Below are 18,808 nucleotides of genomic sequence, written 5' to 3' on the forward strand. Positions count from 1 at the left end.
TGCGATATCGTTAAAATGCATTAAGGTCTAGGGCAGGGAGGACACAAAGGTAAATTGAGCGTGAGACCGGTGTTGACGGCGGCGGGAAGATTTTCGTTCAAGTTGAAGGACTTCTGCCGGGGTTACGGCTCCAGCGCGATCGCATGAATGTGCCGGCCGTAGTCCGTCTCCCCGCGATGCACCGAGCGCCGGTAGCTATAAAAACGCTCGTCGGAATAGGTGTCGACGCCGATGTCGTCGATCATCAACACGCCGGCATTCTCCAGCCGCATCCGGATGAAGCCGGCGAGATCGAACATCGCGTGGCCGTCGCGGACCGAGGGAATGAAGAACACGGCATTATCAGCGTCGGCGTCCAGGAAGCGCTCGACGAATTCGCCGCCCACCTCGTAGGAGTGCTGCCGGATCAGCGGGCCAATCGCGGCGACGATGCCGCCTCTGTCGGCGCCGAGTTTCTCCATCGCCGCCACGGTGGATTCGAGCACGCCGGTCAGCGCGCCTTTCCAGCCCGCATGCGCCGCGCCGATCACGCGCGCGGCTGGATCGACCAACAATATCGGTCCGCAATCGGCCGCGGTGACGCCGATGGCGATGCCTTCGGTGCGGGTGACGAGGGCGTCGGCGCGCGGCTTGTCGCCCTGCCATGGTCCGGTCGCCACCACCACGTCCGGCGAATGGGTCTGATGCACGCTGAGGAAGTGCTCCGGCGCGACCCCCATCTGCGCGGCCATCCGGCGGCGGTTTTCCGCGACATGGGCCGGATCGTCATTCGAACCGAGCCCGCCATTGAGGCTTTCATAGATGCCGCCGGATACGCCGCCCTCGCGGGTCGAGAAGGCGTGACGCAGGCCGGGAATGGCCGAGAGCAGCGACGATCCGAAGGTCATGGCCGATCGGCTCCAGCCGCCGGCGCATCGCTCAGGCCCGCGAGCTCGGTGAGGTTCGGCTCGGTGATCGCCAGCACCTTGAACATCGAGCCCATGCCGCCGCGGCCGGAATCGGTCAGCCGCTTCAGCGCGCCGGAAATATCGGCGGAAACCTCGTGGGTGGTTTTCGCCATCAGGGAGACGGCGCGGGTTTCGATGCCGAGCCGCTTGAGAAACTCGCCCTGCGTCACCGGGCCGTGGACGCGCGCGCCGAGATCCTCGGCGGCGCGCACCAGCGCCTGGAAATCGACATGGGCGGTGACGTCGGCCTGGCCGGGATTCTTCAGGGGATCGGTGAAGCTGTGACGGGCGATGGCCTGAAAGGTGTCGCCGGCGTCGCTGCGCAAATGGCCGTAATCGATGATCAGCGCAGCACCATCCTGGTCGCGCACGCGGCTGGCGATCTTCATGATCTCGGCATCGGGCCGCCATTCGAACACCGCGCCGACGGGGGCCGCGCGCACCAGCGGCGGCAGCAGCACCTCGAACCGCGGCGTCGGCTCGGCGGCTGGGCCGAACTCCAGCCGGCCGCTGTCGTCGAGCTGAACCACGCGTTCGTGCCAGCCGGTCTCGCGCTTCACCACCTGGTGGATCGGCAGCACGTCGAAATATTCGTTGGCCAAGATGACCGCGGGGCCGTCCGGCACCTCGTCGATGCTGTCATGCCAGGCGATGTTGCGCACGCCCGACAGCGTCGCCCGCTGTTTTTCGCGCAGCACCGGATTTATTTCGACCAGATGGACGCTGAGCGACTGGTACAGCGGCGGCAATACCCGAAGCGCGCGCAGCGCGTCCGCCATCATGGTGCCGCGGCCGGGCCCGAGTTCGACCAGCCGCAACATCGGCGGCGAACCGATCGCCTTCCAGACCGACGCCGCCCACAGCCCGAGCAGTTCGCCGAACATCTGGCTCACTTCGGGCGCGGTGGTGAAATCGCCCTCCCGTCCGAGCGGATCGCGCGACACGTAATAGCCGTGCTCGGGATGCATCAGGCACAGTTCCATGTAACGCCAGACCGGCATCGGCCCGGACGATTTGATCAGCTTCTTGATCTCGAACTGCAGCGGCGAATATTCGGTCACGGCCTGCCTTAAATCGATTTCTAGGTAGGCTCCGGCGCCTTGCGGCGCCAAGCCGTCACAATAATGATAGCGCCGACAATAATCATTGGCACGGAAAGCAGCATACCCATAGTCAAGCCGCCCCACAGAAATCCGAGCTGCGGGTCGGGCTCCCGGAAGAACTCGCCGGTAATCCGGGCAAAACCATAAATCGCAATGAAGCTGCCGAGGATCAGGCCGGGTCGCTTCAGGGCCCCCATCCGGATCATCACGGCCAGGATCGCAAACAGCAGGATGCCCTCGAGCCCGGCCTCATAGAGCTGGCTGGGATGCCGCGGCAGCGGTCCGCCATTGGGAAACACCATCGCCCACGGCACGCTGGAATCCGCCGGCCGGCCCCACAGCTCGCTGTTGATGAAATTGGCGAGCCGCCCGAGAAACAGTCCGATCGGCCCGACCGCGGTGGTGATGTCGCCGAGCGGCAGAATCGGAAGATTATTCGCGCGGCAGAACAGGATCACCGCGGCGACGCAGCCGAGGAAGCCGCCGTGGAACGACATGCCGCCCTTCCACAATTCGAAAATCTCGGCCGGATGCTGGATGAAGAACGGCAGATTGTAGAACAGCACGTAGCCGGTGCGGCCGCCGAGGATGATGCCCACGGTGACCCACAGGATGAAGTCGTCGAGCTGCACCAGCGAGATCGGTGCCGGCGCGCCCCACAATCTTTCGTTCTTGATCAGCGTACGCGCGTAGATCCACCCCAGCACGATGCCGGCAATATAGGCCAGCGCATACCAGCGGATCGCGAACGGCCCGATCGAGATCGCGATCGGGTCGAACACCGGAAAGGTGATGGTGAGGAAGGGCATCGGGTACTAAATCTACGAAAGATTGCGACGATAGAGCGCCAGCAGCCTCTCCCAGTGCCGCTCGGCGGCGTCGCGGTCGTAGACCGGCCGCTTTGGAAACGCAAAACCGTGATGGGTGCCGGGATAGAGTTCGACCTCGGCATTGGCGCCATCGGCCTTCATTTCCTGCTTGACCTTCTCGACGATCTCCATCGGCGCGTAGACATCGGTCTCGGCGCAACCGAAATAAAGTTCGGCCTTGGTCTTTTGGCCGGCCAGATGCGGGCTGTCGGGCCGGTCGGTGGCCAGTTGCACGCCGTATATCGAGGCTGCGGCTTTGACCCGTTCCGGAAAATGCGTGGCGGCATTGACGGCGTATTGCCCGCTCATGCAGTAGCCGACGGTGCCGACGATCTTCGTGTTGGCGGCAGCCTGGCCGTCGGCGTAAGCGAGCAGCGCTTTGGTGTCTTCCATCACCAGCGGAATGCTGAGCGAGTTCATCAGTTCGAACATGCGCTTGCGCTCGGGCGAATTCGGATCCGGATTGATCGGCCCGAGCTCCATGGCGCCGGAGCGGTAATACATATTGGGCAGCATCACGTAATAGCCGGACGTAGCAAGCCGGCGGGCCATGTCGCGCAGTTCCTCGCGGATCGCGGGCGCGTCCATGTAGAAGATGATGACGGCAAACGGGCCCCCGCGTTCGGGGTGGGTGATGAACGTGGTGGTTTTGCCGTCCTTGGTGGGGACGTCGATTTGCTGGTCGATCATGGGCGTTTCTTTGTGTTTTGTGATTCTGATTTCGTGGTGGGCGCTGGATACGATTGCAAGGAAACCGCAGCATGACAAGGCGAACCGGCATCACATCGGCCTTGAACCGTGGCCTCCGGATCGCCATTGTCTACCAATCCTTGGCTACCAATTATGCAATTTGCAGCGAGCGGAGCGTTTCAGATGACCCAGACCAGCCACCGGTTTTTCGACGAGATCGGCCGCCTGATGAACGATGCCGCCGGCGCCGCCCAGGGCGTCAAGCGCGAGGTCGATTCCGTGATGCGCAATCAGGCCGAACGCATCCTGCGCGATCTCGACCTCGTCAAGCGCGAGGAGTTCGACGCGGTCAAGGACATGGCCCGGCTGGCGCGCGAGGAAAACGAGGCGCTGAAAACGCGGATCGCGGCGCTGGAGGCCAAGCTCGGGGTTTCGCCCTCGGCGCCGGGAGCATGAAGACGGGCGGCTAGGGGCGTTCTTCGCTATCCTCGTCATGCCCGGGCTTGACCAGGCTTGACCCGGGCATCCATCAATTTTCAGAAGAGTCCTTGCGTAGGAGGATGGATTGCCGGGTCGAGCCTGGTCGAGCCCGGCAATGACGAACCCGGGGCCATTTCGGGCCCCAACCTCCATAAAAATCCCCGCATTTCCTTGTCATTTCGCCTCTTTGGGGCTAAAAGCCCGCCACGTCCGCAGCCCCCGCACCCCTGGAGGCTTGCTGTAGGACGCTACCGGGCCGCGATGCGGCCTTTAACTTTTTAGAAAACAAGGACTTAAGCACAATGGCGACCGTCAAGGAATTGAAGGCGACCGCACGTCCGAAGAGCGGCAAGGGGGCCGCCCGGGCAGAGCGTCGCGCCGGGAGAGTTCCCGGAGTGATCTATGGTGACAACCAGCCCCCCGTGACCATCTCGGTCGACGATGCCGAACTGCGCCAGCGCATCCTGGCCGGCCGGTTCCTGACCACGATTTACGACATCGATCTCGAGGGCAAGAAGCACCGCGTGATTCCGCGCGACTTCCACCTCGATCCGGTGCGTGATTTCCCGATCCATGTCGATTTCATGCGGCTCGGCGAAGGCGCCACCATCCGCGTCAGCGTTCCCTTGCGCGTGATGAACGGCGACGCCTCGCCCGGCGTCAAGCGCGGCGGCACGATTAACGTCGTTACCCACACCATCGACATCGAATGCTCGGTCGAGAACATTCCGCCCTACATCGAGGCCGATGCGGGCACGCTGGAGATCAGCCACTCGCTGCATCTGTCCGACATCAAGCTGCCTGCCGGCGTGAAGTCGCTGTCGCGTGAAGACGCGACGCTCGTGACCATCGTGCCGCCGTCCGGCTATGCCGAAGAACAGAAGGCTGCGGCTGCTGCTGCTGCGGCCGGTCCGGCCGCTGCTGCGGCGCCCGGTGCTGCTCCGGCGGCGGGTGCGGCTGCGGCTGCGCCTGCGGCAGGTGCTGCGGCTCCGGCGGCGGGTGCGAAGGCGCCTGCCGGTGGTGGCGACAAGAAGAAGTAAGCGGACGCGGGATGCCGCGGCATGCGACTCTTTGTTGGCCTCGGCAACCCCGGCGCGAAATACGCGAACAACCGGCACAACATCGGTTTCGCGGTCGTCGATGAGATTGCGCGGCGTCATGGTTTTGCACCATGGCGCCGCCGCTTTCAGGGCGAGACGTCGGAGGGCACGCTCGATCGCGAACGCGTCGTTTTGCTGAAGCCCACGACGTTCATGAACGAGTCGGGGCGCGCGGTTCAGGAAGCGGCGAATTTCTTCAAACTTGCGGCCGGCGAGATCACCGTGTTCCAGGACGAGCTCGAACTGCCGCCGGCGAAGGTGCGCGTCAAGATCGGCGGCGGCATTGCCGGCCATAACGGGTTGCGCTCGATCTCCTCGCATATCGGCAACGAGTATCGCCGGGTGCGGCTCGGGATCGGCCATCCCGGCATCAAGGAATTGGTGCACGGCCACGTGCTGTCGGATTTCGCCAAGAGCGATCGGCCCTGGGTCGAGGCGCTGTGCGAGGCGGTCGCCGACAATGCCGGTCTGCTCACGACCGACAAGGATTCGACGTTCCAGAACAGGGTGCACCTGGCGCTGCAGGCCAAGGGAATTTTTGACAAGGGCGATGACGGCGCCGCGTAACGCGCCGCCGACCGTCAGCAACGGACTTCAGGACACATTATGGGATTCAAATGCGGTATCGTCGGGCTGCCCAATGTCGGCAAATCGACGCTGTTCAACGCGCTGACCGAGACGGCCGCGGCGCAGGCGGCGAATTATCCGTTCTGTACCATCGAGCCGAATGTCGGCGAGGTCGCGGTGCCCGATCCCAGGCTCGACAAGCTGTCGGAGATCGCCAAATCCGCGCAGATCATCCCGACGCGGCTGACCTTCGTCGATATCGCCGGCCTCGTCCGCGGCGCCTCCAAGGGCGAAGGCCTCGGCAACCAGTTCCTCGCCACCATCCGCGAGGTCGATGCGGTCGCGCATGTGGTGAGATGTTTTGAGGATTCCGACATCACCCATGTCGAAGGCAAGATCGCGCCATTGGCCGATATCGAGACCATCGAAACCGAGCTGATGCTCGCCGATCTCGACAGTCTCGAAAAGCGCGTCGACAATCTCTCCAAGAAGGCCAAGGGCAACGACAAGGACGCCAAGGAGCAACTCGATCTCGTCAACCGCGCGCTGGTGCTGTTGCGCGAAGGCAAGCCGGCGCGGTATCTCCAGCGCAAGCCGGAGGAAGAGCGCGCCTTTGGCATGCTCGGGCTGCTGACGTCCAAGCCGGTGCTGTATGTCTGCAATGTCGAGGAGGGCTCGGCCAAGGACGGCAATGGCTTTTCGAAGCAGGTGTTCGAGCATGCGAAGAAGGAGGGCGCGGTCGCGGTGGTGATCTCGGCCAAGATCGAATCCGAGATCGCGACGCTGTCGCGCGAGGAGCGCACCGAGTTCCTCGACACGCTCGGTTTGGAAGAGGCCGGCCTCGATCGGCTGATCCGCGCCGGCTATCAGCTGCTCGACCTCATCACCTATTTCACCGTCGGCCCGAAGGAAGCCCGCGCCTGGACCATCAACCGCGGCACCAAGGCGCCGGCGGCGGCCGGCGTGATCCATACCGATTTCGAAAAAGGCTTTATCCGCGCCGAGACGATTGCCTATGCCGACTATGTCGCGCTGGGCGGCGAAGCCGGCGCGCGCGACGCCGGCAAGCTGCGGCTGGAAGGCAAGGAATATGTCGTCGCCGACGGCGACGTCATGCATTTCAGGTTCAATACCTGAGATGTTGAAGCTTAAGGCGTCATTGCGAGGAGCGAAGCGACGAAGCAATCCATTCTTTCATCGCGCGGCAAGATGGATTGCTTCGCGGAGCCTGTCATCGGGCGCGCATTCGCGCGACCCGGTGGCTCGCAACGACGGCAGAAGTCCTAACGCATCTGCCCCTGGTCGCGGATCGCGCCGAGGTGCTCATTGATGCGGAACACGATCAGGATGAATTCCGCGGCGATGCGAGAAAACACCACGCCGACGACGACGCCGGCGATCGACGACAGCAGCAGGATGAAGCCGCCGAACGGGCTGATCGCCATGGCGGCCAGGCCGGAGAAGATGCCGGAAATGCCGAACAGTACGATCAATCCGATCACCAGCCAGTAGAAGGTCTTGATAATGGTGGGCGTGATGAAGCGGTCCCACTGAAACAGGTCCTGAAAATCGAACATCGGTGGTTCTCCCGGCAGGTCGAATATGATTCGCGTCCAAGCTGTGCCTGAGGGCAATGGGCTAGCTCCGAATACCGGTTCGGGCAAGTCAGGGACGAGCCATGCGAGTGGGCGGGTTGAGATTGCTGCAAATAACGGCCACAATCGGGCTTCCCTCCATTATATCCCCATCATGACCACGCTCACCTTCGAAGACTTCAAGACCGGCCGTTTCGGCACATTCGGCCCGCGCCATGTCACGCGGGAGGAAATTCTCGCCTTCGCCGCCGAGTACGATCCGCAGCCGATGCATCTGGACGAGGAAGCAGCGCAAAAGTCGATGCTCAAGGGCCTGTCCGGATCGGGCTGGCATCTCGGCTCGATCATGATGCGGATGCTGGTCGACGGTTTTATCGGCCGCACCGCGTCGCTGGGTTCGCCCGGGGTCAACGAGATGCGCTGGCTGGCGCCGCTTCGCCCGGGCGACGATCTGATGCTCGACGTCGATGTTGCGGAAGCCAGAATTTCGCGCAGCCGTCCCGAGACCGGCATCGTGACGTTCAAGGGCACGATCCGCAATGCCGCCGGCGTGGTGCTGTGCGAGATGGAATCGCCGATCATCGTGAGCCGGCGCACCGGGGCGGCGGAGTAGCACGCGATGCGTTTCTTTGAAGACATCGAGATCGGCGCACTGCGCGAGTTCGGCTCGTTCACCTTCACGGCGGATTCAATCAAGAAGTTTGCCACGCAATTCGATCCGCAACGTTTCCATCTCGACGAAGAGGAGGGACGCAAGTCGCTGTTCGGCGGACTGGCGGCGTCTGGCTGGCATGTTGCCGCGGTGTGCATGAAGCTCCTGGTCGCCGACGGCCAGCGCCAGGCGAAAGAGGCGACCGCGCGCGGCGAGGAAGTCGCGGTGTGGGGGCCGTCGCCGGGCTTTCGCGAACTGCGCTGGATCAAGCCGGTGTTGGCCGGCGACACCATCAGCTTTTCGAACCAGGTCGAGACCAAGCGAACGTCGGAGAAACGTCCCCAATGGGGCATCCTGCAGGCCCGCAACACCGGCACCAACCAGCAGGGCGAAGTGGTGTTCTCGTTTCTGGCGACGGCCTTCGTGCCGCGGCGGAACAATGGTTCCTGAAGCCAACATGGTTACCGCCTGGCTACCGCGTTTTGGCGCAGTCGATGATTCCACGGAACCGTTTTTTTGCTAACGCATTTTGAACTTTGTCCCTGCCATATGGATCCCAGGGGAACGTTGCCCAGGGGACGACCATGGCAGATCGCAGCAGCCTGAAATTTGTCGGCTTTATCTTCGCAACCGTCACCGTGGGGGTGATGCTGACCACCGCGATGGTGGTGAAAGGATATGCCGACGGCGGCTACACGCTCGAGAGCACGTCGTTCGCCCGCCGATAGGTTGAGGATTTGCTAACCATAGACGCTGAATAGGGCGCGTCCCGGAATCGGATCCGGGGCGGGCTTTGGCGCGAGAACGCCATCATTGCGCGCGAAAAATTAGCGGCTCCAGATCAGCGCCAGAACCACCACGGCCACGGCCAGCAGTCCGATGAACCGGATCAAGATGGTGCCCATGCTGTGCGACGAATGCCGCAACGGGATCGGATCGGTATTATCCGGCCGAACGCTTTCCATGAAAAATATCCCCAAAATCTGAAGCCCTGGTGCGGGCGCCTGCTGTTGGTCGCAGTTCACCGCCGGCAAGTTCAAATCAATTTTTAGCCAAACGAAACCGCCGCGCTCCATTAGCAGGAGGCGGCGGCAGGTCAAGTCTGGACGGGAGGGTCTAGCTGTTGCGAAGCCCGTCGGCGGCGCGTTTCCACTGCGTGACGTTGTCGGCGATCATGCGCGTCGACTTCATCGCGGCCTGGCTGAGCTGGGCGTAACCGGAGATTTCGCGCTGGACGCGCTGGCCTTCGGCATGCAGCAGGTCGCGCAGGCTTTCCAGTTCGGAAATCAGCTTCTCGATTTCGGCGAGCGAGGTGCCGGCGACGCGCTGGATCAGCGAGTTCACGTTGTTGACGGTGGCCTCGGTGTTGGGCTCGAGCGGCGCCGTTTCCGGGCTGGCAACCGCCGGGCGGCGCAGATAGGCGATATCGTTGCGGACGAAATCGCGGATCCCGGCCTCGACTTCGGAGACCGCAGCGAGATTGCTGTCGACGACATCCTCGGGTGCATCAACTTGATCGGAACGAATGGTAGCGTTCATCGGCTATTCCTCTGTTTCGCATTTGAGCGAGCGCGGACGTCCCCCGCACGACGAAGTGAACGGTGCTATCAGGGCTGCCGATTTTGACCGCATCTGGGCCAATATGCGGCAAGGCTGGATCATTCCTGGGCAATGGCGGAATGGTATAGGTTTAACTACCAGCTGCGCTTGAACCCGGCGCTGAAGCTCTTGTTGGCGGTGCCCTGCGCGGTTTCACCGATCGAGCCCGAGATGGTGACGCCGTCGAACAGCTTCTGCTCGGCGCCGACCTTGCGCAGCCATTTGTCGTCGTTGGTCGACAGCGTCTGGCCGGCCGTGAAGCTGGTGCCGGTATCGGTGATGCTGAGCCTGGCCGACTGGTCGGTTTCGTAGCTGCGCACCGGGCGGCTGACGATACCGGGCACCGGCACGATGCCCTGCTGGATCAAATGATAGTCGTTCTGCAGGGTGACCGAATATTGCTCGTTGAGCGGCAGCGATTTGCTCAAGGAGGTGCCGAGCTTGCTCTGGTCCTGGCCGGGATCGACGCGGGCTTCGACCGCGGTCTTGTCCCAGATCGAGCCGACCCCGGGTGCGGTGATCGCCGCCCAGGCGGTGCCGGAGGATTGCGGCAAGTTGCCGCCATTCGCCAGTTTTTCCGACAGCACTTCCGAAGCCGTCAGCGTGCCTTGCCGTGCGACCGTCATGTCGGCGCCGATCCGCGTGTCCAGGAACGGCGAGACCGACTGCTTGACCGAGACGGCGGACGAGCCGTCCGGCTTGGCGTTCGACGACCACGACGCCTCGGCGCCGGCGATCTTCGGCGCGGCACGGCCTTTCGGGGCGGGGCCGGTCAGGGTGGAGGCGTCGACATTGAGCTGGCTCCAGTCGAGCTTGCTGACGTCGATGTCCTTCATGACATCGGCGTCATTGACGTCGGGAGCTGTCGCTTCCGCCGCGGGTTCTTCCGCATCGTCTTCCGCCGGGGGCGTCTGCGCAGCCGCCGCCAGGAGCGTGGCCAGGCTGAAGCCGGCCACCAGCAGCGGCAGCCTTGCCCGGCGAAATCGTGTTGAGGGAGTCATTACCCGCCCGCATTCCAGATGCCGCCGAACATGCGTCGGCTCTGGTGCGAAATTATGGCGGGCAGGCGTACGGTGTTTACACCGCCATCCGCGGCAAATGGATCGGATAGCCGACGGTCTGCTCGACCAGATCGAAGCTGTCGACCAGGACCCGGAAATTGGTCAGCCGGCCGCCTTTGAACTGCGCGAAATGCGCGATCCGCAAGCTGATCGGCTTGTTCGAATCCAGCGCGGTCAGCGAATAGCGCATCATCGAGGATGCCGAATCGGTCCCCAGCATGATCGACTCGCGATCGAAGCGACGGATGCGGACATTATCGGCGATCTGCCGGATCACCTCGATCACGGCCGCCTTGCCCCGGCGTGAGCCGAAGAACGGAAACATGTCGATCGGACCATAGATCGCCCAGTCGACCTCCTCGTCGAGCAGGGCTTCGAGATCTGCGGACTGGCGCTCATTGATCGCGCGGTGAAACGCGCGCGAAAAACGCCAGAGACTGTGCTCTGTCATTTGCTGTGGTTCCCAAGACTGGATTGCTAAAACAGCGACGTGCCCGCGGGCGTCAGCTTTGACGCGGCGTCAAGGGCTGCCATTCATTAGTGTACTAACAATAGGGTGAGTTAGCCAAAATACAATTGACATTTTTGCATTGCACAAATGCAACGGTTACGGGCATTTACCGGTCACTTCGCCGTGCGGGCTCGCGTTCGATGGCGATTTCGACGTCCCGGATCGCGATCATGCCGAACAACAAGGCGCCGGCGATGCCGCCGACCGCGGCCCCCAGCGGCATGAAGGTCAAGAACACCAGCATGCCGCTATACCCTTCAAAACTCGCGGTTTTAAAGATTTCGACCCAGGCCAGCCCGGCCCCGATCCCGAGCGCTGAACCCCCCAGCGCCCCCAATGCCAATCCCAGCAAAGCCAGCAACGCGATCTTCATGCTTCTTCTTCAGCCCCGATATCCGCAACAAGCCCAGTGGTAAGTCACGGCGAGGGCGGTGAGGTTCAACGCGGCGGGAGGAAATTCTAGGGCGGCATTCCGGGGCCTCTCCGCAACTTTCGCTGTCATTCCGGGGCGCGCTGAAAGCGCGAACCCGGAATCTCGAGATTCCGGGTCTGGTCCTTCGGACCATCCCGGAATGACGAGGAGGCCTAGATCCCGTCTGGTTCGCCGCCGGTCAGCACCGCGGTGACGTCGCGTTCGAGCACCTGCTGGACCAGGTCGAAGGTGTCGATGATCTCCCGGATCTCGGCGATACGGCCGTCGCGCAGCGTATAGAAAGCCGCGATGTCGAACTGCATCACCCGATCATTGCTGCGCTTGCGGAACAACACCCTGATATGCGCCGCGACCTTGTCGCCCTCGGCGACCAGGATCGGCACCTCGTAGCGCATCTCGGAATAGCGGGCGTTGACCGTGGTCCACATCTCCCGCATCGCTTCCTTGCCGTGGCGGTGGCCCATATGCGGCAGGAGGTCGACCGGGGCGTTGGCGAGGAAATCGACGTCGTCGGTGCAGCGCGCCAGCGCGCCTTCGATGTCGCCGGAATAGAAGACCTCGAGAAATTTCAGCACGCGCTGACGGTGAAGATCCGCAGACATCTCGTTCTCCGTCGGCGTTCGATCCGACTCGCTTGGAACGGTTGCATTGTGGCCGGAACGGTTTTGGGATCAATCGGCAAAAGGAAGCACACTTTGGACGTCACCAGGGCAAAAAAGGTTCACACAACCAAAAAGAGTGGTTTGTGAAAATGCACCATTGGCCGGGCGCGCCGGCCGCTGAACGGCGGGCCGCTCCACACTTGATCGTCATCACCCGCGCATGCGGGTGATCCAGTACGCCGCGGCCTCTCGATTCCATTGCTGGCGTCTCTGGAATACTGGGTCGCCCGGTCAAGCCGGGCGATGACAGCTGTAAGTGTGGCAGCGTGGAACCCCGCAGCGCAATGGCCGTTAACGATGCGACATCCCCGTCAGGAGATACCGCGTCATGAAAACCGCAGCCGCCATTTTTGCCGTCGCCGCATTGGCGCTGGTTTCGACTTCTTCGGCCGATGCAAAAGGCTGCCTGAAAGGCGCCGCGGTCGGCGGCGTCGCGGGTCATTATGCCGGCCATCACGGCGTGCTCGGCGCCGCCGCCGGCTGCCTCTACGGCCGCCACCGCGCCAAGGAGCAGGAAAAGCAGCAGCAGGGCCAGGGCCAGCCGGCGCCGCGGGCGGGGCAGGAGAAGCTGTAAGTTTTTCTCCGCGTCATCGCTTTCTCTCCGCGTCATCGCTTTCTCTCCGCGTCATTGCGAGGAGCGAAGCGACGAAGCAATCCATTCTTTCTTTTCGTGGCGAGATGGATTGCTTCGCTTCGCTCGCAATGACGAGCCTCATCCGAGCACTTTCCGTGCGCCCTCACGTCAATTTCTGATTCAAATTTCAAACAGCGAATACACGTCCGCCGCCTCGCGGCGCGATGCGTCCGAGTTGTTGCATAAGTCTCCCTCAAAAAGAGGGAGCAGGGAATGCCGGGTGCGCGCTGCACCCGCGGTCTCGTGTGCAAAGATGCACGAAAAAAACGCACACGAGCATACAGGTTCAGCGGAAACACTCCGGCATTCCCCGCGCAATGGTTTTACGGCTTATGCCGTGCTCTCCCCGGCGACGAATTCGTCTTGTCACCGTCGCTGCCGGCTTGATGGCCGAAGCGATCCGGTCGGATCGATCGCGCCACCGGCAGCTTGGCACCAGCAACGGGTGTCGGAACCACACGGTTTTGCCGTACGCGCCTGCGCCGTTCGTCCTGCACGCCGTTGCTCGCTCACGGAAAACCGCCCTGCGAACATTTTGCGCGCCGACGCTGCCGCGTCCACCGCATCCCGTCCCAACGTTCGTGACGATGGCCAACGCCCCTCGCTTAAGGACAGGACGGCGAGGCTTCTAGAGTTGATTTGCCCGACGCGCCAAGCGGAATATTTTTGTTGGCGGCACTGGACCGAGCAAGAGTGTGATTTGCCCGTCGAGCAACACAAGCGCTTGTGGGTCGGCTTGCTCGAAATTCCCGGGAACGCCGTCGACGCGACCGGCGTTTTCCTAGCGTGCGTAACGGAGACATCCATGAGGAAACCGCCGACCAAAGGCATCCAGCCCGTTCCCGACGACAATCAGAGCCACAAGGGCCCCGGCAGCGCGCCCGCCGTTCCCCTCGACACCACCAGGGGCCATCGCGACGACGAAAAGCAAAACATCCGCGAACAGGCCGCGCACGGCAATATGGTGCAGAACACCAGCAGCCGACGGTCGGGGTGATTTTCTTCACTGTCATTCCGGGGCGCCGCGATAGCGGCGAACCCGGAATCTCGAGATTCCGGGTCTGGTGCTAGCGCACCATCCCGGAATGACGAGCCTCTCTAAAAACGCTGCGTGATCCGCATCACGGCACGCGCCAGCGCAAGCAGCCAGACTGGCATTCAGGAACGACGGTCCTCATCGAGGACGGTCCGCACAGGGAATGCCGCCATGAATGCCATCACCGAGGAGAGAACCCGTTCGAACCGACTCGAAGGCTTTGCGCTCACCGCCATCTTCCAGGGCCTGCCGACCTTCGCCATCGCCGTGCTGATGCTCAAGCTTGCCCGGCAGGCACGAGATCGTCGGCGAGAAAGGCGGCGCCGTAATCTTTGTGGTGCTGGCGGCGCTGTTTCACGCGCTGATCGGGCCGCCCCTGGCGCGGAAATTCCCAAAACTGTTGGGGAACGGCTACGAGCCGCTGTTCTTCGACGCCAACCTGTCGTTCGCCGAAAAGATCGCGCAATGGCGCACCCAGCCTGCGGTCTCGCTGCAACCGGTGACGACGATGCTGATCCTGTCGCTGCTGGCGGTGGGGGTGGTGAGTCTGGGGTGATCTTTCCATCCTCGTCATTCCCCAATGTGCAATTGCACATCATAGAATCCGTAACCACGATCGGGAGCGTGGATTCCGGACAGCCGCGGCGCGGCTTCCCGAATGACGCGCCTCAGATCACCCGTCAGCGGACAAAAACTCCAACGCCTTTTCGCGGGTCGGGAAACGCCCAAGTTCGCGGTAGTCGGGATCGTGCTCGGCCGTCTCGGGCGACCAAAGCACGATGAACTCATTGCCTTCCTGCTCGATCAGTGTGGTCAGTTCCTCGCTATTGTACGGCGTCATGTCCCGTCTACCACAATGCGGGCACTCGTCGTCGCACATACAGGACCATTCATCGGTCCATCGGCGCTTGCATCGATCGCATTTGTAGAAGTTGAGAAACCAGGCCATGCAGGTCTCCTAGGTTCGTAAACGATAATTTCCTCGCGAAATGAAATCAATAAATCCGCGGTCACGCAAATATTGAAGTTGCTGACGTATCTTCGGTTTGACGTTCTGGTTGCCGGGATAGAGGTCACCCAGATGCCGCTCGAAGGCATAGACTTCTTCAAGCGTGAAATCGCGCTTGCCGAGCGATTCCACACATTTCATGACATCGAGCAGCCAGCCGCGTGTCTCCGGCGATTCATTTCTGAGGAAAAGCGTTTTCTGCCATTCGGCGAGAACGAGGTCTTTCTCGCGGACGATACCCTTCTGTACGATATGAATCTTGCCGGACTCAGGTACCCGGCTGAGCAGTATATTGGAGCCGATCCAGCCCGCGCGCCGCGCAGTAGCCTTTAGCGGCTTTCGTTCCTCGATGATCTCGCGGACGAAAAAATGCTTCGGTACAATGAAGAGATTGACGACCGCGAGTGACTTCAGATCGTAGTTCATCAGTAAAAGGTTTGGATTGTTGCTGGCAGCCAGGCGCTCGCATTTGTCTTGAATGCGCCATCGACAACCCTGCTGCCGAACTTGCCCTTTTGGCTTTTGAGCTCGAACTCCTCGCGGCAGGAGGTGCAGAAGAAATCAGCGAGCGGGCTGTTGTTTGGAAACGAAGAAATCCTGGCGTTGCCGCAGTGTGGACAATACGCCCACGCGCTGACCCAGGCTTCGGTCCATGTGCGGGCGTTCTGCGCACCGCTGGAATAGGACGACTGGGATTCTTCAAAGCCGAGTTTCATGGCGCCAGCGTAGCGGAACTCTATCGGATTGCTAGCTGTTAGCTTCTACCTCTTCTTCCACCCGCCCCGATGCCCCGGCGCGCCGCCGCTGGAGCGCGGGGCGGGGCCGAATTCGGGGCCGGATTGGCGCGAGTCGGTGGGCTGGAAGATTTTGCTGCCGCTGCCGGCATCGGTGTCGTCACGCGAAGGCTTGGCGCGGTTTGGGCGGTAGGGCAGGGATTCCGGGCCGTGCATTTCGTCGAGATGGGGTTTGTGGACGCGGGAGGTCCCGCTCGGACCGCCCGTGGATCGCCCCTCACCCCGACCCTCTAAGAGCGAGCTTCGCTCGTCTCGACCCCGTGAAGAACGGGGCGAGGGGGAAGAGGCACCGCCGCCGCGCATTCCGCCGCGCTTCTTCATCGCGCTGGCGGGCAGGTTCGCGGCTTCGCCGTATTTCTTCGCTCCCGCATAGGCGCCGGCCTTGCCTTGCACGGTGCGCTGTTTGGCGGTGGGGTCGTCGACGACCGCTAGCTCGGTGGCGCGGAGGCGCTTGACTTCGTCGCGCAGTCTGGCGGCTTCCTCGAAGTTCAGGTCGGCGGCGGCTTCGCGCATGCGGGTTTCGAGGTCGGAGAGAACCGCCTCGAAATTGTGGCCGATCGAGATGACGTCATCCGCCATGCCGCCGTCGCCGATTTCCACCAGCACATGGTCGCGCTCGTAGACGCTGTTCATGATGTCGCCGATGGATTTTTTGATGCTCTCCGGTGTGATGCCGTGGAGGCTGTTATACTCGACCTGCTTTTCGCGGCGACGGTCGGTCTCGGCGATGGCGCGCTCCATCGAGCCGGTCATCTGGTCGGCATAGAGGATCACCTTGCCGTCGACATTGCGCGCGGCGCGGCCGATGGTCTGGATCAGCGAGGTCTCGCTGCGCAAAAAACCTTCCTTGTCGGCGTCGAGGATCGCGACCAGCGCGCATTCGGGAATGTCGAGGCCTTCGCGCAACAGATTGATGCCGACCAGCGCGTCGAAGGCGCCGAGCCGCAAGTCTCTGATAATCTCGATGCGCTCGATGGTGTCGATATCCGAGTGCATGTAGCGGACGCGAATGCCCTGCTCGTGCAGATATTCGGTGAGGTCCTCCGCCATCCGTTTTGTCAGCACCGTGATCAGGCTGCGGTAACCCGCCTGCGCGGTGGCGCGGACCTCGCCGACGAGATCGTCGACCTGGGTTCGCGCCGGGCGGATATTGACGGGCGGGTCGATCAGCCCGGTCGGGCGGATCACCTGCTCGACGAACACGCCGCCGCTTTCGTTCAGCTCCCAGCCGCTCGGCGTCGCGGAGACCGCGACCGATTGCGGGCGCATCATGTCCCACTCCTCGAACCGCAGCGGACGGTTGTCCATGCAGGAGGGCAGCCGGAAGCCGTATTCGGCCAGGGTCGCCTTGCGGCGAAAATCGCCTTTGAACATGCCGCCGATCTGCGGCACGGTGACGTGGCTTTCGTCGGCGAACACCAGCGCATTGTCGGGGACATATTCGAACAGCGTCGGCGGCGGCTCGCCGGGGCGGCGGCCGGTGAGATAGCGCGAATAGTTTTCGATGCCGGCGCAGCTTCCGGTGGCTTCCATCATTTCGAGATCGAAGGTGGTGCGCTGCTCCAGCCGCTGCGCCTCCAGGAGGCGGCCCTGGTTGTGGAGCTGGTCGAGCCGCAGCTTCAATTCGGATTTGATCGACTTGATCGCCTGCACCAGCGTCGGCCGCGGCGTCACATAGTGCGAATTGGCGTAGATCTTGATGAATTCGAGATCGTCCTGCTTGTGGCCGGTGAGCGGATCGAATTCCTCGATATTCTCGACGGTGTCGCCGAACAGGTTCACGCGCCAGGCGCGGTCTTCATAATGCGCCGGAAAGATGTCGATGACGTCGCCGCGCACCCGGAAGGTGCCGCGGGTAAAATCGGCCTGGGTGCGCTTGTATTGCAGCGCGACGAGGTCGGCGATCAGCTGCCGCTGGTCGATGCGCTCGCCCTTCTTCAGCGCAAAGGTCATCGCGGTATAGGTCTCGACCGAGCCGATACCGTAGATGCACGATACCGACGCGACGATGATGACGTCGTCGCGTTCCAAGAGCGCGCGCGTCGCCGAATGGCGCATGCGGTCGATCTGCTCGTTGATCGAGGAGTCCTTCTCGATATAGGTGTCGGTCCGCGGCACATAGGCCTCGGGCTGGTAGTAGTCGTAATAACTGACGAAATACTCCACCGCATTGTCGGGGAAAAAACTCTTGAACTCGCCATAGAGCTGCGCCGCCAGCGTCTTGTTCGGCGCCAGGATGATCGCGGGTCTTTGCGTGGCCTCGATCACCTTGGCCATGGTGTAGGTCTTGCCCGAACCGGTGACGCCGAGCAGCACTTGCGTGCGGTCGTTGCGGCTGATGCCCTCGACCAGTTCCTTGATCGCGGTGGGCTGGTCGCCCTTCGGCTCGTATTCGGACTTGATGACGAAGCGCACGCCGCCTTCGGATTTTTCCGGGCGCGGCGGGCGATGCGGCGTCCAGATCTTGACCTGGCCATCCTCGCCCTTGAACTCCGGACGCCCCTCGCGGATCAGCGCGTCCAGCGCATCCGCGGTCGCGGCGACGCCGAGCGCCTCCATCTTGTTGCGCGGTGGCCGCGCTAACGCTGCGGCGTCTTCCTCCTCGGTGGTGAAGCCGAGTTGCCTTGCCAGCTCGGGGTCGAGCGTCGGGATCGTCGCCGAGGTGCCGTAATTGGCCTGCGGGGCTTCGTCAAAGCTCTGGTTGGCGGCAGATGGCAGCACGTCGCGCTTGGCGACTTCGCCGCTGGTCTCCCTGGTCGAGGCCCGCGCGCGGTGCGCGGCAGCCTCGCCGCCGGCGCGGCGATCCCAGGAATTATCCGGCGGCGGCTGCAGGCCGGTGCCCGAACCCATGCCGGCATCGCCGCGATTGATCGCGGGATTGAGCAGTTCCGCCAGCGCCGGTCCGATCGGCTGCACGTCGGGTCTCGAAGCCTTGGAACTTGGCGCCTTGGATTTCGGGGTTTTGCCGGGCTTTTTGGGGGTGTCAGGATGCTTCGCCATGCCGGGAATATGGGGGCAATCGGCGTGCGAGAAAAGGGTTCGTTGACGCCAGGCCGCGAGGTTTAT

Annotated in this window: 24 protein-coding genes and 1 pseudogene; 10 read left to right on the plus strand and 15 right to left on the minus strand. The window is 62.6% G+C overall.

Going from position 1 to position 18,808, the window contains the following annotated elements; all coding sequences use genetic code 11:
- Window positions 1-122: 122 nt before the first annotated feature.
- Genes pgeF through V1289_RS31960 form a run of 4 tightly spaced genes read right to left on the minus strand, consistent with a single transcriptional unit; the run spans window position 123 to window position 3,609 of the window.
- Window positions 123-887, minus strand: coding sequence for a peptidoglycan editing factor PgeF (gene pgeF / locus V1289_RS31945; RefSeq protein WP_334401948.1), 765 nt, complete (start codon window positions 885-887; stop codon window positions 123-125).
- On the minus strand, window positions 884-2,008 hold the full coding sequence (locus V1289_RS31950) for a class I SAM-dependent methyltransferase (protein ID WP_334401950.1): 1,125 nt from the start codon (window positions 2,006-2,008) through the stop codon (window positions 884-886). The genes pgeF and V1289_RS31950 overlap by 4 nt, the downstream gene beginning before the upstream one ends.
- Window positions 2,009-2,028: 20 nt before the next feature.
- Window positions 2,029-2,859 carry a prolipoprotein diacylglyceryl transferase gene (gene lgt / locus V1289_RS31955; protein WP_334401952.1) on the minus strand — a complete coding sequence of 277 codons (831 nt, stop codon included), beginning with the start codon at window positions 2,857-2,859 and terminating at the stop codon, window positions 2,029-2,031.
- A 12-nt stretch (window positions 2,860-2,871) separates the two neighbouring features.
- Window positions 2,872-3,609 carry a dienelactone hydrolase family protein gene (locus tag V1289_RS31960; protein WP_334401954.1) on the minus strand — a complete coding sequence of 246 codons (738 nt, stop codon included), beginning with the start codon at window positions 3,607-3,609 and terminating at the stop codon, window positions 2,872-2,874.
- A 183-nt stretch (window positions 3,610-3,792) separates the two neighbouring features.
- On the opposite strand from V1289_RS31960, the gene V1289_RS31965 reads away from it, so the two are divergent.
- The 4 genes from V1289_RS31965 to ychF all read left to right on the plus strand — a co-directional run bounded on the left by V1289_RS31965 (window position 3,793) and on the right by ychF (window position 6,893).
- Window positions 3,793-4,065 carry an accessory factor UbiK family protein gene (locus V1289_RS31965; RefSeq protein WP_334401956.1) on the plus strand — a complete coding sequence of 91 codons (273 nt, stop codon included), beginning with the start codon at window positions 3,793-3,795 and terminating at the stop codon, window positions 4,063-4,065.
- A gap of 326 nt (window positions 4,066-4,391) precedes the next feature.
- Window positions 4,392-5,129, plus strand: coding sequence for a 50S ribosomal protein L25/general stress protein Ctc (locus tag V1289_RS31970; protein WP_334401959.1), 738 nt, complete (start codon window positions 4,392-4,394; stop codon window positions 5,127-5,129).
- Window positions 5,130-5,150: 21 nt separating this feature from the next.
- Window positions 5,151-5,756: an aminoacyl-tRNA hydrolase gene (gene pth, locus V1289_RS31975; RefSeq protein ID WP_309182605.1), complete on the plus strand. Its 606-nt coding sequence runs from the start codon at window positions 5,151-5,153 to the stop codon at window positions 5,754-5,756.
- Window positions 5,757-5,795: 39 nt separating this feature from the next.
- On the plus strand, window positions 5,796-6,893 hold the full coding sequence (ychF, locus tag V1289_RS31980; RefSeq protein WP_334401962.1) for a redox-regulated ATPase YchF: 1,098 nt from the start codon (window positions 5,796-5,798) through the stop codon (window positions 6,891-6,893).
- Window positions 6,894-7,039: 146 nt separating this feature from the next.
- On the opposite strand, the gene V1289_RS31985 is transcribed toward ychF, so the two are convergent.
- Window positions 7,040-7,333 carry a DUF4282 domain-containing protein gene (locus V1289_RS31985; protein WP_334401964.1) on the minus strand — a complete coding sequence of 98 codons (294 nt, stop codon included), beginning with the start codon at window positions 7,331-7,333 and terminating at the stop codon, window positions 7,040-7,042.
- Window positions 7,334-7,505: 172 nt separating this feature from the next.
- Here V1289_RS31985 and V1289_RS31990 point away from each other — a divergent pair, with 172 nt between their 5' ends.
- From V1289_RS31990 to V1289_RS32000, 3 genes are all read left to right on the plus strand, one after another.
- Window positions 7,506-7,964, plus strand: coding sequence for a MaoC family dehydratase (locus V1289_RS31990; RefSeq protein WP_334401966.1), 459 nt, complete (start codon window positions 7,506-7,508; stop codon window positions 7,962-7,964).
- 6 nt (window positions 7,965-7,970) lie between these two features.
- Entirely contained in the window at window positions 7,971-8,453 is a 483-nt protein-coding gene (locus V1289_RS31995; RefSeq protein ID WP_334401968.1) for a MaoC family dehydratase, read from the plus strand.
- 134 nt (window positions 8,454-8,587) lie between these two features.
- A complete protein-coding gene (locus V1289_RS32000) occupies window positions 8,588-8,731 on the plus strand; it encodes a hypothetical protein (RefSeq protein ID WP_309182610.1) in 144 nt (47 codons plus the stop codon).
- Window positions 8,732-8,830: 99 nt separating this feature from the next.
- On the opposite strand, the gene V1289_RS32005 is transcribed toward V1289_RS32000, so the two are convergent.
- The 6 genes from V1289_RS32005 to V1289_RS32030 all read right to left on the minus strand — a co-directional run bounded on the left by V1289_RS32005 (window position 8,831) and on the right by V1289_RS32030 (window position 12,209).
- Complete coding sequence (locus V1289_RS32005; protein WP_171986011.1) at window positions 8,831-8,968, minus strand: hypothetical protein; 138 nt, start codon at window positions 8,966-8,968, stop codon at window positions 8,831-8,833.
- A 151-nt stretch (window positions 8,969-9,119) separates the two neighbouring features.
- The gene (locus tag V1289_RS32010; protein WP_334401973.1) at window positions 9,120-9,542 is read right to left on the minus strand and encodes a hypothetical protein; all 423 of its coding nucleotides are present in this window, start codon (window positions 9,540-9,542) and stop codon (window positions 9,120-9,122) included.
- A gap of 155 nt (window positions 9,543-9,697) precedes the next feature.
- Window positions 9,698-10,603, minus strand: a complete 906-nt coding sequence (locus V1289_RS32015; RefSeq protein ID WP_334401975.1) for a hypothetical protein — start codon at window positions 10,601-10,603, stop codon at window positions 9,698-9,700.
- Window positions 10,604-10,679: 76 nt separating this feature from the next.
- Complete coding sequence (locus V1289_RS32020) at window positions 10,680-11,114, minus strand: nuclear transport factor 2 family protein (protein WP_309182613.1); 435 nt, start codon at window positions 11,112-11,114, stop codon at window positions 10,680-10,682.
- A 166-nt stretch (window positions 11,115-11,280) separates the two neighbouring features.
- Entirely contained in the window at window positions 11,281-11,547 is a 267-nt protein-coding gene (locus V1289_RS32025) for a hypothetical protein (protein ID WP_334401978.1), read from the minus strand.
- Window positions 11,548-11,759: 212 nt separating this feature from the next.
- Entirely contained in the window at window positions 11,760-12,209 is a 450-nt protein-coding gene (locus V1289_RS32030; RefSeq protein WP_334401980.1) for a nuclear transport factor 2 family protein, read from the minus strand.
- A gap of 388 nt (window positions 12,210-12,597) precedes the next feature.
- Here V1289_RS32030 and V1289_RS32035 point away from each other — a divergent pair, with 388 nt between their 5' ends.
- The 3 genes from V1289_RS32035 to V1289_RS32045 all read left to right on the plus strand — a co-directional run bounded on the left by V1289_RS32035 (window position 12,598) and on the right by V1289_RS32045 (window position 14,495).
- Window positions 12,598-12,843 carry a hypothetical protein gene (locus V1289_RS32035; protein WP_334401982.1) on the plus strand — a complete coding sequence of 82 codons (246 nt, stop codon included), beginning with the start codon at window positions 12,598-12,600 and terminating at the stop codon, window positions 12,841-12,843.
- 865 nt (window positions 12,844-13,708) lie between these two features.
- Window positions 13,709-13,900, plus strand: a complete 192-nt coding sequence (locus V1289_RS32040) for a hypothetical protein (protein ID WP_334401984.1) — start codon at window positions 13,709-13,711, stop codon at window positions 13,898-13,900.
- 322 nt (window positions 13,901-14,222) lie between these two features.
- Window positions 14,223-14,495: a hypothetical protein gene (locus V1289_RS32045; RefSeq protein WP_334401986.1), complete on the plus strand. Its 273-nt coding sequence runs from the start codon at window positions 14,223-14,225 to the stop codon at window positions 14,493-14,495.
- Window positions 14,496-14,612: 117 nt separating this feature from the next.
- On the opposite strand, the gene V1289_RS32050 is transcribed toward V1289_RS32045, so the two are convergent.
- From V1289_RS32050 to uvrB, 4 genes and pseudogenes are all read right to left on the minus strand, one after another.
- Window positions 14,613-14,888 carry a hypothetical protein gene (locus V1289_RS32050; RefSeq protein ID WP_334401988.1) on the minus strand — a complete coding sequence of 92 codons (276 nt, stop codon included), beginning with the start codon at window positions 14,886-14,888 and terminating at the stop codon, window positions 14,613-14,615.
- Window positions 14,889-14,897: 9 nt separating this feature from the next.
- A complete protein-coding gene (locus tag V1289_RS32055; protein WP_334407759.1) occupies window positions 14,898-15,089 on the minus strand; it encodes a hypothetical protein in 192 nt (63 codons plus the stop codon).
- 96 nt (window positions 15,090-15,185) lie between these two features.
- A pseudogene (locus tag V1289_RS32060) lies at window positions 15,186-15,664 on the minus strand (DpnI domain-containing protein); the annotation flags it as partial.
- A gap of 45 nt (window positions 15,665-15,709) precedes the next feature.
- Window positions 15,710-18,742 (minus strand): excinuclease ABC subunit UvrB, encoded by a 3,033-nt coding sequence (gene uvrB, locus V1289_RS32065; protein ID WP_334401990.1) that lies wholly within the window; start codon window positions 18,740-18,742, stop codon window positions 15,710-15,712.
- Window positions 18,743-18,808 lie beyond the last annotated feature (66 nt).

Source organism: Bradyrhizobium sp. AZCC 2289, assembly GCF_036924615.1.
Lineage (GTDB): Bacteria > Pseudomonadota > Alphaproteobacteria > Rhizobiales > Xanthobacteraceae > Bradyrhizobium.

Coding starts and splice junctions, on each gene's coding strand:
- pgeF (WP_334401948.1), bottom strand. CDS start 887: ATGACCTTCGGATCGTCGCTGCTCTCGGCCATTCCCGGCCTGCGTCAC.
- lgt (WP_334401952.1), bottom strand. CDS start 2,859: ATGCCCTTCCTCACCATCACCTTTCCGGTGTTCGACCCGATCGCGATC.
- V1289_RS31960 (WP_334401954.1), bottom strand. CDS start 3,609: ATGATCGACCAGCAAATCGACGTCCCCACCAAGGACGGCAAAACCACC.
- V1289_RS31965 (WP_334401956.1), top strand. CDS start 3,793: ATGACCCAGACCAGCCACCGGTTTTTCGACGAGATCGGCCGCCTGATG.
- V1289_RS31970 (WP_334401959.1), top strand. CDS start 4,392: ATGGCGACCGTCAAGGAATTGAAGGCGACCGCACGTCCGAAGAGCGGC.
- pth (WP_309182605.1), top strand. CDS start 5,151: ATGCGACTCTTTGTTGGCCTCGGCAACCCCGGCGCGAAATACGCGAAC.
- ychF (WP_334401962.1), top strand. CDS start 5,796: ATGGGATTCAAATGCGGTATCGTCGGGCTGCCCAATGTCGGCAAATCG.
- V1289_RS31985 (WP_334401964.1), bottom strand. CDS start 7,333: ATGTTCGATTTTCAGGACCTGTTTCAGTGGGACCGCTTCATCACGCCC.
- V1289_RS31990 (WP_334401966.1), top strand. CDS start 7,506: ATGACCACGCTCACCTTCGAAGACTTCAAGACCGGCCGTTTCGGCACA.
- V1289_RS31995 (WP_334401968.1), top strand. CDS start 7,971: ATGCGTTTCTTTGAAGACATCGAGATCGGCGCACTGCGCGAGTTCGGC.
- V1289_RS32000 (WP_309182610.1), top strand. CDS start 8,588: ATGGCAGATCGCAGCAGCCTGAAATTTGTCGGCTTTATCTTCGCAACC.
- V1289_RS32005 (WP_171986011.1), bottom strand. CDS start 8,968: ATGGAAAGCGTTCGGCCGGATAATACCGATCCGATCCCGTTGCGGCAT.
- V1289_RS32010 (WP_334401973.1), bottom strand. CDS start 9,542: ATGAACGCTACCATTCGTTCCGATCAAGTTGATGCACCCGAGGATGTC.
- V1289_RS32015 (WP_334401975.1), bottom strand. CDS start 10,603: ATGACTCCCTCAACACGATTTCGCCGGGCAAGGCTGCCGCTGCTGGTG.
- V1289_RS32020 (WP_309182613.1), bottom strand. CDS start 11,114: ATGACAGAGCACAGTCTCTGGCGTTTTTCGCGCGCGTTTCACCGCGCG.
- V1289_RS32025 (WP_334401978.1), bottom strand. CDS start 11,547: ATGAAGATCGCGTTGCTGGCTTTGCTGGGATTGGCATTGGGGGCGCTG.
- V1289_RS32030 (WP_334401980.1), bottom strand. CDS start 12,209: ATGTCTGCGGATCTTCACCGTCAGCGCGTGCTGAAATTTCTCGAGGTC.
- V1289_RS32035 (WP_334401982.1), top strand. CDS start 12,598: ATGAAAACCGCAGCCGCCATTTTTGCCGTCGCCGCATTGGCGCTGGTT.
- V1289_RS32040 (WP_334401984.1), top strand. CDS start 13,709: ATGAGGAAACCGCCGACCAAAGGCATCCAGCCCGTTCCCGACGACAAT.
- V1289_RS32050 (WP_334401988.1), bottom strand. CDS start 14,888: ATGGCCTGGTTTCTCAACTTCTACAAATGCGATCGATGCAAGCGCCGA.
- V1289_RS32055 (WP_334407759.1), bottom strand. CDS start 15,089: ATGAAATGTGTGGAATCGCTCGGCAAGCGCGATTTCACGCTTGAAGAA.
- uvrB (WP_334401990.1), bottom strand. CDS start 18,742: ATGGCGAAGCATCCTGACACCCCCAAAAAGCCCGGCAAAACCCCGAAA.